Source organism: uncultured Algibacter sp. (genome assembly GCF_947487605.1).
Taxonomy (GTDB): Bacteria; Bacteroidota; Bacteroidia; order Flavobacteriales; family Flavobacteriaceae; genus Algibacter_D.
Genome location: NZ_CANKXK010000002.1, coordinates 247,025 through 260,245, shown reverse-complemented (window position 1 = coordinate 260,245; position 13,221 = coordinate 247,025). Strand labels below are relative to the sequence as shown.

Sequence of the window (13,221 nt, the reverse complement as noted above, 5' to 3'; positions counted from 1 at the left end):
TCTTTATTTATCCGTTAATAATTTTTTTAATGTATCCCATCGAGGATCTATATCTTCTTTGGTTTCTCTATTTTCTTTAAGCTTTGGGCTTAATTCTTCTAATTTTTCAAGTATGTCTGAATCCAAGGTGCCATCTTCAACACCAGGATGAATTCTCTTAATTGGTACTGCTAAAATAATCAGTTCATAAATATATTGCTGAATATTGATTTCGTAAGTACCATGTGGCACAATAAGAATATCTATATTGTCATCATTATATTGATCGCCAAACTTTACAACCAAATCAAACTCATTTTCTATGTTTTGATTATACGGTTCGTTAGTTACATCACAATTAATATTAACTGCTCCAGATACTTTAAAATGCAGTTCTAATAAAGTTGATTTTTTTATTAAAGCAACTTTTACATTAACTTCTACATTGTTAAAGTCTTCATACTCAAAATGTTCAAAGAACGATTGTTTTATCTTATACTCAAAATAATGTGTCGCTTCTTTAAGCCCTACAAATGGAATTGTAAACTCTTTCAATGCCTTCTTCATCACATCTATTTTGAGCCTGCAAATATATAAATTTTTATTTACGATACATTACTTATAAACATTTTTTTGTTTATATCTTTTAAGCCTCTATTTACCGGTTTTCTTTGCGTATATTTCTTGGTGCTTTTTTTAACGGATTTGAAGTAAGTTCCTCAAAATCAAATCTGTTTTTAAATATTTTTATTGCGGTAAAAACAGCTTCTTTAAAGGAGTTTTCGTCTGCAATTCCTTTTCCTGCAATTTCGTAAGCAGTGCCATGATCTGGAGAAGTACGAACTCTATTAAGACCTCCTGTAAAATTAACTCCTTGACCAAATGAGAGTGTTTTAAATGGGATTAAACCTTGGTCGTGATATGAAGCGATAACGGCATCAAAATTTTTATAGTTATTGGAACCAAAAAAACTGTCTGCAGCATATGGTCCGTAAACTAATTTTCCTGATTCCTGAATTTTTTTCAACGCTGGTCTCATAACATCATCATCTTCATTTCCTATAACGCCATTATCTCCAGTATGCGGATTAATACCAAGTACTGCTATTTTAGGTCTTCTAATTCTAAAATCCTTTTGAAGTGACTTATAGACAATGTCAAGTTTTCTGTCTATAAGATCTTCTGTGATGTGATGTGAAACATCTTTAACAGGAACATGGTCTGTTAACAATCCAACTCGTAAAGTATCGGTAACCATAAACATTAAGCTTTCTCCTTCTAATTGTTCTGCTAAATAATCTGTATGCCCAGGAAAATTAAACTTTTTAGATTGTATATTGTGTTTATTAATTGGGGCTGTTACAAGCACATCAATCTCTTTATTTTTAAGGGCTTTCGTGGCAAACTCTAAAGACTTTATAGCATATTCACCAATTTTAGTGTCCTCTTTGCCAAAATCTATACTAACAGGTTCTTTCCAACAATTAAGTACATTCACTTTCCCTTGAACTAATTGCTCTATAGCATTTATGCTGTTAAAATTAATTTCAGATTTAAAATGGCGCTTTAAAAAGGTCATCGTTTTTATTGAAGCAAAAATTACTGGGGTGCAAAATTCTAAGCTTCGTTGGTCTTCAAAAGTTTTTAAAACTATTTCGCCACCAATACCATTTAAATCGCCTATAGATATTCCTACAATAATATTTTCTGCTTTCTCCATTAAAAATGATAAGTTTTGTTTGTAATTTTGATGTGGCAAATTTAACCAAATAAACAGATAATAATATGTTTACCGGAATTATTGAGTCTATTGGTACTGTAACACGATTGGAATACGAATTGGAAAATCTTCATATTTCTATTAAAAGCGATATGGCTTCTGAATTGAAAATTGACCAAAGCGTAGCTCACAACGGTGTGTGCTTAACGGTTGTTTCGATTGATACGGATGAGTATACTGTTACAGCAATAAAAGAAACCTTAGATAAAACCAATTTAGGCCTTTTAAAAATTGGTGATGGTGTGAATTTAGAACGCGCCATGAAACTAGGCGACAGACTTGATGGCCATATTGTACAAGGACATGTCGATCAAGTGGCTACTTGTACAAACATAAAACCTACTGACGGTAGCTGGTTGTTTAGCTTTAGCTATGATGCTAGTCTCAATAATATAACTATTGAAAAAGGCTCCATTACAATTAACGGCACGAGTCTAACTGTAATTAATTCTGGAATAAACACATTTAGTGTTGCTATTATACCTTACACTTTTGAGCATACCAATTTCAATCAATTTGAAATAGGAACAACTGTTAATTTAGAATTTGATATGATTGGCAAGTATGTCGTTAGGTTACAGCAACTTAATAATTAACTGCTTCTCTTAGCGAATTGGTAATATTTATAGGCTCCATAAGAGATTCCTAAAAGCAAAAAAGCAATAACAAGATTATCAATAGGCAAACCTGGTGGTGGTGGTGGTGGTCCACCTCCGCAGCCTCCTGGTAAAGTACAACAGGGCGCACAAGGATTTCCATTTGGGCAACCCGAACATTGAGCGATAGACACAAATCTTACTAATACAAATAAGATTGAGGCAAATATTCTTTTATTTTGTAGCGTCATGGGGTAGCAAAAGTATAAAAAAAAGCGGTCTAACTAAAAAATCTCATCGCTTTTCATAAAAAAAACATCGACAAAAAAACATCAATTATCGACGAAATGCGATTTTATTAATGTTAATGGTCATTTTTTTATAAAACAACATTATTCAACAAAAAGATTTGTCTTGATAAAAAAGTAATCCCTCTTTTTTTACAATTACTTAACAAATATATCATTTAATTAATACATATCAATTAAATTAATATTAAGTATCCTTCTGTTTGCTATTAAAAAAGATTCTTTTTTTAGGGGAGAAAAAATAAAGCTATTTATTTAGGATAAATATAAGATATTTTTTGAGAAAATAAATCAACAATAAAAAAGCCTTGTAAACTATAAATCTACAAGGCTTTACAATTTCTATTAGTGGTCCCACCTGGGCTCGAACCAGGGACTTTCTGATTATGAGTCAGATACTCTAACCAACTGAGTTATAGGACCCGAAATTGGAGTGCAATATTAATACTTATTTTAATTGTTAGCAAGAAAAAACTATTTCTTTATCTCTTGACACAGCTCAACTAAAACACCATTAGTGGATTTTGGGTGCAAAAAAACTACCAACTTATTATCGGCTCCTTTTTTTGGTTTATCGTTTAACACAATAAAGCCTTCGTTTGTGAGTCTTTCTACTTCAGATTCAATATCACTAACCTCAAAAGCTATGTGATGTATTCCTTCTCCTTTTTTTTCTATAAATCTAGCAATTGGACTTTCCTTATTCGTGGCTTCTAGTAATTCTATTTTATTGCTGCCTACCTTAAAAAAAGAGGTCTTTACGCCTTCACTCTCAACAACCTCTGTTTTATAGTGAGGTTTGCCAAATAACTTAGAAAACAAATCATTGGAGTTTTCAATATTCTTTACAGCAATCCCAATGTGTTCTATTTTTTTCATCAATATTTTTTTTGGGTTAACAAAAATTTTATCTTTTAACTCAAATTCTTTATCAAGATATGAAAATACCGAACCAAAAGTAACATAATCCTTAAATATCCGTTATTTTTGCATCATGGAAGAAAGTCAAAGACAACGAAAAATTGCATCGGTATTACAGCGCGATTTAGCGGAAGTACTTCAAAATGCAGCAACTCAAGGTGGTATGCGAGGCATATTAATATCTGTAACCAAAGTAAAAGTTACAGTAGATTTATCTGTTTCAAAAGTTTACTTGAGTGTCTTTCCAAATGATAAAGGTGCCGAAATCCTAACAGGAATAAAGTCTAATAGCTCTCTTATTAAGCATGAGTTGGCTCAACGAACCAAACATCAATTAAGGCGCATGCCGCAATTAGAATTTTTTATTGATGATTCTCTAGAGTACATTGACAAAATTGAGCAGTCTTTAAAAGGAAAAGAAAACCCACTTATTAATCCAGACTTACTTGACAAAAGAAAAAAATCTTAGTTGAATTTTTCATTGTACATAGCGAAACGTTATTTGCAATCTAAAAGCAGTAACAATGCTATTAATTTTATTACCATTATAGCTATTGTAGGTGTTATTTTAGGTGCCGCTTCCTTATTTATCGTGTTGTCAGGTTTTGCGGGATTAAAAGATTTTACACTTCAATTTTCTACTATTATTGATCCCGATTTAAAAGCTGAAGCTGCTTCAGGAAAATCATTTTTATTAACCGAGGAAAACATTTCAAAACTCGAAAGCATTGACGAAGTTGCATTGTTTTCAAAAATTATTGAAGAACGGATTATTATAGTAGCAGACGATAAGACATATCCTAGTGCATTTATTAAAGGAGTAGATGCTAATTTTATAAAAGTGAACCCTGTTGATTCTATTATTGAACAAGGTAGTTGGTTAAGCGAGAAAACAAATCAAATAGTTGTTGGCTCTGGCATTTCAAGAAATCTGTCCTTTGGTGTTTTAGATTACGCTAAATCAATTAATATTTATGTGCCAAAACCAGGGAAAGGAGCTATAACCTCAACAAAAAAAGCTTTTAAAACTGTTGGGGCTATTAATGTTGGTGTGTTCTCGATAAACGAAAAATTAGATGATACTTATGTTTTTGCACCTATAGAATTGGCGCAACATCTTTTAGGCTACGACACCAATCAAGTGTCTGCTATAGAATTTAAACTAAAAGAAGGAGTAGATGAAGCTATAGTTAGAGAAAAGATTCACAGCATTCTCGGAGATTCAGTAATCATAAAAAATAGAGCGCAACTTAATGATGCATTATATAAAATGCTAAATACCGAAAATTTAGCTGTCTATCTTATTTTTACCCTAGTGTTAATAATTGCGTTATTTAATGTTATAGGCTCTATAATCATGATGATTTTAGATAAAAAGAAAAACCTAAATACACTTTTTAATATTGGTGTTACTACTAAAGATATTAGAAAAATATTTTTTTACCAAGGTAGTTTAATGAGTGTATTAGGTGGAATGATTGGTATTGGTGTTGGGCTTTTGCTAACTTTAAATCAAATTTATGGGCCAGAAACATTAAAAATATTTATTACGCCATCACTCCCTTATCCTGTAAAAGTGAAAATTAGTAGTTTACTGATAGTATTTGTTACGATTTCTGTACTTGGAATAATAGCTTCAAAAATAGCCTCTTCTAGAATTACCAAAAACTTGGTTAGAACAAGTTAATATAATATTCTATGTAGTAAACTGGTAGTCTGAAAACTTTTCTAAAACCTCATCAAAAGCAGCAAAAACATCTTCTGAACGATCAGAGGTTACCATTTTCATACGGTATTCTTTAAAGTGCGGAATGCCCTTAAAATAATTTGTGTAGTGGCGACGGGTTTCAAAAACACCTAAAATTTCGCCTTTCCAGTCTATTGACATTTGTAAATGGCGGCGAGCAGCCTCGACACGTGCTTCTAAAGAAATAGGTGCTAAATGTTCCCCTGTTTCAAAAAAGTGTTTTACTTGTTTAAAAAACCATGGATTACCTATACTCGCACGACCAATCATAGCGCCATCTAATCCATATTCATCGCGCATTAAAGCAGCTTTTTCAGGCGTATCTACATCGCCATTTCCAAATACAGGAATATGCATGCGCGGATTGTTTTTTACTGCTGCAATGGGTTTCCAATCGGCATCTCCTTTATACATTTGCGTACGCGTACGCCCATGTATAGCTATCGCTTTACAACCAACATCTTGCAAACGTTCTGCTACTTCAACAATTTTTATAGAATCGTGATCCCAACCTAATCGGGTTTTTACAGTAATAGGTATTTTGGTACGTTTTACCATTTCCGCAGTGAGTTTTTCCATCAAACAGATATCTTTCAAAATACCTGCGCCAGCGCCTTTACTCACTACTTTTTTTACAGGACAACCAAAGTTAATATCGATGATATCTGGTTTAGATTTTTCAACAATATCAATGGTTTGAAGCATACTATCTAGATTAGCTCCAAAAATTTGGATGCCTACGGGTCGTTCTTTTTCATAAATATCTAGCTTCATAACGCTTTTTGCAGCATTTCTAATTAAGCCCTCGCTAGAAACAAACTCAGTATATACAACATCGGCTCCTTGCTCCTTGCACAAAGCACGAAATGGAGGATCGCTTACATCTTCCATAGGTGCTAAAAGAAGTGGGAAATCAGGTAGCTGTATATTGTCTATTTTTATCAAAAAATAATTAATTTTGGTGCAAAATTACATCTTTTTTAAAGAATTGAATAATCCCTAATAATCATAAGGGTTTTAGCTTTAGAAATTATCTATATTTGCACCTTAAATCTAGGTATAGATTCATTTATGAAGCACATCAGAAATTTTTGCATTATTGCACATATAGATCACGGGAAAAGTACACTCGCAGACCGTTTATTAGATTTTACAGGCTCTGTAACCGCTAGAGAACAACAAGCACAGTTACTGGATAGCATGGATTTGGAGCGCGAACGTGGTATTACTATAAAATCTCATGCCATTCAAATGGACTATGAGCTTAATGGCGAAAAATATGTTTTAAACCTTATTGATACACCTGGACACGTAGATTTCTCTTATGAGGTTTCAAGGTCTATTGCTGCTTGCGAAGGTGCTTTATTAATTGTTGATGCCGCCCAAAGTATTCAAGCACAAACGATTTCTAATTTATATTTAGCTTTAGAAAACGACTTAGAGATTATCCCAGTTTTAAATAAAGTAGATTTACCAAGTGCCAATCCAGAAGAGGTTACTGATGATATTGTAGATTTATTAGGTTGTGACCCTGAAGAAGTGATTCATGCTAGTGGAAAAACAGGTTTTGGTGTTGATAATATTTTAGAAGCTATTATTAATCGTGTTCCAGCTCCAAAAGGTGATCCAAATGCACCATTACAGGCTTTAATTTTCGATTCGGTTTACAACACTTTTAGAGGTATTGAAACGTATTTTAGAGTATTTAATGGTGAAATTAAAAAGGGACAAAAAATAAAATTTGTAGCTACAAATAAAGAGTATTTTGCTGATGAAGTAGGTACTTTAAAACTCAATCAAGTTCCAAAACAAAGTGTTAAAGCTGGTGATGTAGGCTATTTAATTACAGGAATTAAAACCGCTAAAGAGGTAAAAGTAGGAGATACTATTACAGATTTTGAAAACCCAACCACAAATATTGTTGAAGGTTTTGAAGATGTTAAGCCTATGGTTTTTGCAGGTATTTACCCTGTTGATACTGAAGATTACGAAGAGCTTCGTAATTCTATGGAAAAATTACAATTAAATGATGCTTCCTTAGTATTTGCTCCAGAAAGTTCTGCGGCATTAGGTTTTGGTTTCCGTTGCGGGTTTTTAGGCATGCTACACATGGAAATTATCCAAGAGCGTTTAGAGCGTGAATTTGATATGACGGTGATTACAACCGTTCCCAATGTATCCTATCATGCCTACACCAATAAAAATCCAGATGAAGCTTTTATAGTAAATAACCCTTCAGATTTACCAGAACCTTCTTCAGTAAATCGTGTTGAAGAGCCTTATATTAAAGCTACTATCATTACAAAATCTGACTTTGTTGGAAACGTCATGTCGCTTTGTATTGAAAAACGCGGTATGATTATTAATCAAACCTATTTAACGCCCGAACGTGTTGAGTTAATTTTTGAGATGCCTCTAGCTGAAATTGTATTCGATTTTTATGACCGATTAAAAACAGTTTCAAAAGGCTATGCCTCTTTTGATTATCATCCAATTGGTATGAAGGTCTCTAAATTAGTGCGTTTAGATGTCTTATTGAATGCCCAACCTGTAGATGCGCTTTCGGCATTAATTCATGCTGATAATGCGCACAACATTGGTAAAAAAATGTGTGAAAAGTTAAAAGAGCTTATCCCACGTCAACAATTCGATATTCCCATTCAAGCAGCCATTGGCGCTAAAATTATTTCTAGAGAAACCGTAAAAGCATTACGTAAAGATGTTACGGCTAAATGTTACGGTGGTGATATTTCGCGTAAGCGTAAATTACTTGAAAAACAGAAAAAAGGTAAAAAACGTATGCGCCAAGTGGGTAATGTTGAAATACCTCAGCAAGCATTTATGGCGGTTTTGAAGTTGAATGATTAAAAAGCCTTCCTATTTTTTTTAAAACCATAATAGTACCTACCAGCCTTTTGCTATAAATTAGTTGCGTGATTAAAACTAAAATCGGGTTTTCTATTAAAATTATTATTGAATATTTCCTTTAAAAGCGATTACGCCTTATTTTCTTCAAAAATAAATAAGGTTAAAATTTGTTAACAATTATTTTGTATGTTTATAACATTACAAGCAAAACTTTTTACTAAACTTACACCAAACCCTTAAAACTATTAAGTTTTAGTGATTTTTAGTTTAGTAAATTGTATTTTAAAATCATGTAATTGTTATTAACAATAATTAGATTTTGAGACGGTCTTTTGATTGATTTTCAATAAAATGCCACTCAAAAAACGGTTTTTACAATTTTTTAAATTAGACTTAAAAAAGAGTGTCCTTTGTTTAAAGAATTCCTTTTTTTTGATGTGAATTTATCCATTTTTTTAACAAATTGCTTATTATTACGCATCTGTTTTAAGAATACTTAATTGTTATAAATAAAAAAATAACTACAAAACCAACTAAATGAAAGCACTTTTTTACACTAGAGAATTTCCGCCTTATGTTTATGGTGGCGCAGGAGTTCATGTTGAATATTTAGCCGAAGAATTAGCTAAATTAATGGAGATGGATGTGAGGTGTTTTGGTGATCAAGATGAAACATCGAGTAATCCAACAGTTAAAGGATATCCTTATGATAATTCAATTTTTAATGAGGCCGACGGCAAATTAAAATCGGTTTTTCAAACCTTAAGCACATGTATTCATATGAATGCAGAACCAATAGATGCCGATGTTGTTCACTGTCACACTTGGTATTCTCATTTTGCTGGTATTGTTTCAAAATTATGCTACGGAACCCCACTTGTTATAACAACACACTCTTTGGAACCTTTAAGACCTTGGAAACGTGAGCAACTAGGAAAAGGTTATGATGCCTCTTCATGGGTTGAAAAAACTGCAATTGAAATGGCAGATGCGCTTATTGCAGTTTCAGAAGAAACTAAAGAAGATGTTATTAAACATTTTAATGTTGACGAGAACAAAGTTCATGTTATTTACAACGGTATTAATCTTCAGCAATACATAACAACTTCAGAGACGTCTACTTTAGACGAGTATTATATTGACAAAACCAAACCATATGTGCTGTTTGTTGGAAGAATAACGCGCCAAAAAGGTATCATTCATTTAGTAAATGCTATTAAATATATAGACCCAGACACTCAAATTGTATTGTGTGCAGGAGCCCCAGACACGCCTGAAATTGGTATTGAAATGGAGGACGCTGTAAACGAAGTTAAAAAGACTCGCGACAATGTAATTTGGATTGATAAAATGGTTACCAAAGAAGAAATTATACAACTTTATTCTCATGCCAATGTGTTTTGCTGCCCTTCTATTTATGAGCCTTTCGGGATAATAAACATTGAAGCTATGGCGTGCGATACTGCAGTTGTTGCTAGTGCTGTTGGAGGCATTAAGGAAGTTGTTGTAGATGGCGAAACAGGTATTTTAATACCGTTAGAACAACAAAAAGAAGCGCCTTTTGAACCCATAAACCCTGATAAATTTTCAAGAGATTTAGCCGAAGGAATCAATAAAGTAATCGACAATAAAGAACTCAGGGAATCGATGGCAAAAAATGGCAGAAAACGCGTAGAAGATTATTTTGACTGGGTTGCCATTGCGAAACAAGTAGAAGAATTATATAAAACACTACTATAAAACAACAAATATTTACACTAATTAAAACTAAAAAAACATGATAAATAATAAGGTTTTAGCCATAATTTTAGGTGGCGGTCAAGGTTCTAGACTATATCCATTAACAGAGCAAAGATCTAAACCCGCAGTTCCCATAGCAGGGAAATTCAGATTAGTGGATATCCCAATTTCTAATTGTATTAATGCAGATATTAAACGCATGTTTGTTTTAACACAATTTAATTCGGCGTCCTTAAATAAACATATAAAAAACACGTATCACTTTAGTTTTTTTAGCAGTGCGTTTGTAGATGTACTTGCGGCAGAACAAACCCCACATAACAAGACCTGGTTTCAAGGAACAGCAGATGCTGTTCGCCAAAGTATGCATCATTTCTTAAGTCATGAATTTGATTATTTCTTAATCCTATCTGGTGATCAATTGTACCAAATGGATTATGACCATTTAATTAATGAACACGAAAAAAGCAAAGCCAAAATATCTATAGCCACCATCCCTGTTAATGCAAAAGACGCTACAGAATTTGGTATTTTAAAATCTGACGATAAAAATGTCATCACTTCCTTTATAGAAAAACCAGATGCTAGTTTATTGCCAGAGTGGACATCAGATGTAAGTGATGAAATGAAAAACGAAGGGCGTCACTACTTAGCATCTATGGGTATTTATGTGTTTAATAGAGATTTGTTAACAGACTTAATGAAAAACCCTGACACAAATGATTTTGGCAAAGAAATTATTCCTCAGGCTATTGACAAACATAAAACTGTAAGTTACCAATATGAAGGCTATTGGACAGATATTGGAAACATTGACTCCTTTTTCGAAGCCAATCTTGGCTTAACCAATGATATCCCAAAATTTGATTTATACGATAAGAAAAAACGCATCTACACCAGAGCGCGAATGTTGCCAACCACAAAAGTTTCTGGAACCATGTTAGAAAAAGCAGTGATTTCTGAAGGATGTATTATTAGTGCTGCAAAAATTGAACAATCTGTAATTGGTATCCGTTCAAGAATTGGAGACGAATCTACAATAATCAATACCTACATGATGGGAAGTGATTATTACGAAACCTTAGCAGAAATTGATAGCAACAAAATAGATATTCTTATGGGTATAGGAGAACGCTGCTTTATAAAGAACGCCATTATAGACAAGAACTGTCGTATTGGTGATGATGTAAGAATAAATGGCGGAAAGCATTTAGAAGATACAGAAACGGACACCTATTTAATTAAAGATGGTATTGTGGTAATCAAGAAAGACGCAACAATACCTAGAGGAACTGTTATATAAACTTTTATTTTTAAAGCATAACCAATTTAAATATGAAAGACCAAAAAAGAGTTGTTATTGATTATGTGTCGCCAAGTGTTAATTGTGGTAAATTTTTTGTAAAACGTGTAGTTAACGAAATTTTTAATGTAGAAGCTCATATTCTTGCAGATGGACACGATGTGCTTGGAGTCTCTGTTTTATTTAAGCATGAGAGTGGCAAAAGCTGGAAAGAAGTTAGAATGTCACTTGATTCAAATGATGAGTGGAAAGCTTCGTTTAAAGTTGAGACACAAGGCTTTTACAGCTATAAGGTTCAGGCATGGGTAGATTATGCACTTAATTGGAGGCATGGGCTTATTAGAAAAATTGAAGACGGGCAACATGTGTCTTCAGAGTTATTAGAAGGGGCCGAGTATGTAAAAGCTATCTCAAAAAAAGTAAGTGCTAAGAATAAAACCTATTTGGATCACTTGTATAACATTTTTAAAAATGAAACTCATTATGGTGAGTCCATAACCGAAGCCGCTTCAGAGAAACTATATCAACTTTTTTATGATAATCCAATAAAAATCCTTGACAATACATCAGCAGAATACCAGGTTTATGTAGATAGAAAACGAGCACGATTTAGTACTTGGTATGAATTCTTCCCTCGTTCTGCTTCAGAAAAAGAAGGTGTGCATGGAACGTTTAAAGATTGCGAACGTTTGCTTCCTCGAGTAAAAAATATGGGATTCGATGTTGTTTACTTACCCCCTATTCATCCAATAGGTGAAGTTAATAGAAAGGGTAAAAACAATACTACCGAAGCTAAAGAAGGAGACGTTGGCTCCACATGGGGTGTTGGGTCTAGATTTGGAGGACATAAAGATATCCACCCACAATTAGGCTCTCTTGATGATTTTAAATCCTTAATTCAAAAAGCTCAAGAAAATAACTTAGAAATTGCGATGGATTATGCGTTACAGGCCGCTCCAGACCATCCTTGGGTTAAAGATCATCCAAAATGGTTTAAATGGCGACCAGATGGTACTGTTCAATATGCAGAAAATCCACCAAAAAAATATCAGGATATTTTACCAATATATTGGGAAAGTGAAGATTATAAAGCACTTTGGAACGAGTGTTTAGATATTTTGTTATACTGGATAGATTGCGGTATTAAAGTATTTAGAGTCGATAATCCGCACACAAAACCTTTCCTATTCTGGAACTGGATTATTAAAAATGTAAAAGCCAACCATCCTGATGTTATTTTCTTAGCTGAAGCGTTTACTGCTCCAAAAGTAATGCAGCAATTAGCAAAGCAAGGTTATACACAGTCTTATACGTATTTTACATGGCGTAATTCTAAGCACGAACTAATTGAATATATTACCGAACTTACTCAAAGCGAGTTAAAAGAATATATGCAACCTAACTTCTGGCCAAACACACCAGATATAAACCCTTATCATTTACAAGGTTCTAATGAGTCCAAACATATTCAGCGTTATGCTCTTGCTGCAACATTAAGTTCCAGTATAGGAATTTATGGGCCTGTTTTTGAATATATGTTGTCAGATTCTCTGCTAGGTAAAGAAGAATACCTAAATTCTGAAAAATTTCAAATAACAAATTATGATTGGTCGCTTCAAAATAAACTTATTACTATAATCGCTAAGATTAATTATATAAGAAATCACAATGAAGCATTACAACAAACCAATAATATTAAATTTTGTCACATAGAAAACGATAACCTTTTGGCGTTTTATAAGTGGAATGATGACAGAACGAATGGAATTTTCGTCATTATTAGTTTAGATGCATACAATTCACAACAAGGAACCGTACAATTACCATTATACGAACTAGGTGTTCCTGCAGGTCACAACCTTGAAATGCATGATTTAATTACAGATAGCCGATACAATTGGCATAACGAATGGAACTTTGTAGAGTTACACCCAACATTGCCCTTTCATATTTTCAAAATTAACAAATAATAACATTTA

12 protein-coding genes and 1 tRNA gene are annotated in these 13,221 nt (G+C 33.1%); 7 read left to right on the top strand and 6 right to left on the bottom strand.

The window, feature by feature from the left end; all coding sequences use genetic code 11:
* Nucleotides 1-3: 3 nt before the first annotated feature.
* Complete coding sequence (locus Q0739_RS03405; RefSeq protein WP_298237290.1) at nt 4-546, bottom strand: DUF177 domain-containing protein; 543 nt, start codon at nt 544-546, stop codon at nt 4-6.
* A gap of 91 nt (nt 547-637) precedes the next feature.
* A complete protein-coding gene (gene pdxA, locus Q0739_RS03400) occupies nt 638-1,699 on the bottom strand; it encodes a 4-hydroxythreonine-4-phosphate dehydrogenase PdxA (protein WP_298237289.1) in 1,062 nt (353 codons plus the stop codon).
* Between the two features lie 65 nt (nt 1,700-1,764).
* Between pdxA and Q0739_RS03395 the strand changes: the two genes are divergently transcribed.
* The gene (locus Q0739_RS03395) at nt 1,765-2,355 is read left to right on the top strand and encodes a riboflavin synthase (protein WP_298237288.1); all 591 of its coding nucleotides are present in this window, start codon (nt 1,765-1,767) and stop codon (nt 2,353-2,355) included.
* On the opposite strand, the gene Q0739_RS03390 is transcribed toward Q0739_RS03395, so the two are convergent.
* The 3 genes from Q0739_RS03390 to mce all read right to left on the bottom strand — a co-directional run bounded on the left by Q0739_RS03390 (nt 2,352) and on the right by mce (nt 3,542).
* Entirely contained in the window at nt 2,352-2,606 is a 255-nt protein-coding gene (locus Q0739_RS03390; protein WP_298237287.1) for a hypothetical protein, read from the bottom strand. The two genes, Q0739_RS03395 and Q0739_RS03390, sit on opposite strands and share 4 nt — an antisense overlap.
* Before the next feature lie 406 nt (nt 2,607-3,012).
* A tRNA-Ile gene (locus Q0739_RS03385) sits at nt 3,013-3,086 on the bottom strand.
* A gap of 51 nt (nt 3,087-3,137) precedes the next feature.
* The gene (gene mce / locus Q0739_RS03380; RefSeq protein WP_298237286.1) at nt 3,138-3,542 is read right to left on the bottom strand and encodes a methylmalonyl-CoA epimerase; all 405 of its coding nucleotides are present in this window, start codon (nt 3,540-3,542) and stop codon (nt 3,138-3,140) included.
* A 115-nt stretch (nt 3,543-3,657) separates the two neighbouring features.
* Between mce and rbfA the strand changes: the two genes are divergently transcribed.
* A complete protein-coding gene (gene rbfA, locus Q0739_RS03375) occupies nt 3,658-4,053 on the top strand; it encodes a 30S ribosome-binding factor RbfA (RefSeq protein ID WP_298237285.1) in 396 nt (131 codons plus the stop codon).
* Nucleotides 4,054-5,271, top strand: a complete 1,218-nt coding sequence (locus Q0739_RS03370; protein ID WP_298237284.1) for an FtsX-like permease family protein — start codon at nt 4,054-4,056, stop codon at nt 5,269-5,271.
* Between the two features lie 9 nt (nt 5,272-5,280).
* Here Q0739_RS03370 and dusB read toward each other — a convergent pair whose 3' ends face one another.
* Nucleotides 5,281-6,276 carry a tRNA dihydrouridine synthase DusB gene (dusB, locus tag Q0739_RS03365; RefSeq protein WP_298237283.1) on the bottom strand — a complete coding sequence of 332 codons (996 nt, stop codon included), beginning with the start codon at nt 6,274-6,276 and terminating at the stop codon, nt 5,281-5,283.
* A 126-nt stretch (nt 6,277-6,402) separates the two neighbouring features.
* On the opposite strand from dusB, the gene lepA reads away from it, so the two are divergent.
* The 4 genes from lepA (at nt 6,403) to Q0739_RS03345 (ending at nt 13,212) form a co-directional block, all read left to right on the top strand.
* The gene (lepA, locus tag Q0739_RS03360; protein WP_298237282.1) at nt 6,403-8,199 is read left to right on the top strand and encodes a translation elongation factor 4; all 1,797 of its coding nucleotides are present in this window, start codon (nt 6,403-6,405) and stop codon (nt 8,197-8,199) included.
* A gap of 537 nt (nt 8,200-8,736) precedes the next feature.
* Nucleotides 8,737-9,939, top strand: coding sequence for a glycogen synthase (glgA, locus tag Q0739_RS03355; protein ID WP_298237281.1), 1,203 nt, complete (start codon nt 8,737-8,739; stop codon nt 9,937-9,939).
* Between the two features lie 37 nt (nt 9,940-9,976).
* Nucleotides 9,977-11,242 (top strand): glucose-1-phosphate adenylyltransferase, encoded by a 1,266-nt coding sequence (locus Q0739_RS03350; protein WP_298237280.1) that lies wholly within the window; start codon nt 9,977-9,979, stop codon nt 11,240-11,242.
* Nucleotides 11,243-11,274: 32 nt separating this feature from the next.
* Nucleotides 11,275-13,212: an alpha-1,4-glucan--maltose-1-phosphate maltosyltransferase gene (locus Q0739_RS03345; protein WP_298237279.1), complete on the top strand. Its 1,938-nt coding sequence runs from the start codon at nt 11,275-11,277 to the stop codon at nt 13,210-13,212.
* Nucleotides 13,213-13,221: the final 9 nt, after the last annotated feature.

Bases quoted from the DNA above. Each gene is read 5' to 3' on its own strand.
- rbfA (WP_298237285.1), top strand. From the start codon at position 3,658: ATGGAAGAAAGTCAAAGACAACGAAAAATTGCATCGGTATTACAGCGC.
- Q0739_RS03395 (WP_298237288.1), top strand. From the start codon at position 1,765: ATGTTTACCGGAATTATTGAGTCTATTGGTACTGTAACACGATTGGAA.
- Q0739_RS03405 (WP_298237290.1), bottom strand. From the start codon at position 546: ATGAAGAAGGCATTGAAAGAGTTTACAATTCCATTTGTAGGGCTTAAA.
- pdxA (WP_298237289.1), bottom strand. From the start codon at position 1,699: ATGGAGAAAGCAGAAAATATTATTGTAGGAATATCTATAGGCGATTTA.
- Q0739_RS03350 (WP_298237280.1), top strand. From the start codon at position 9,977: ATGATAAATAATAAGGTTTTAGCCATAATTTTAGGTGGCGGTCAAGGT.
- mce (WP_298237286.1), bottom strand. From the start codon at position 3,542: ATGAAAAAAATAGAACACATTGGGATTGCTGTAAAGAATATTGAAAAC.
- Q0739_RS03345 (WP_298237279.1), top strand. From the start codon at position 11,275: ATGAAAGACCAAAAAAGAGTTGTTATTGATTATGTGTCGCCAAGTGTT.
- lepA (WP_298237282.1), top strand. From the start codon at position 6,403: ATGAAGCACATCAGAAATTTTTGCATTATTGCACATATAGATCACGGG.
- Q0739_RS03390 (WP_298237287.1), bottom strand. From the start codon at position 2,606: ATGACGCTACAAAATAAAAGAATATTTGCCTCAATCTTATTTGTATTA.
- glgA (WP_298237281.1), top strand. From the start codon at position 8,737: ATGAAAGCACTTTTTTACACTAGAGAATTTCCGCCTTATGTTTATGGT.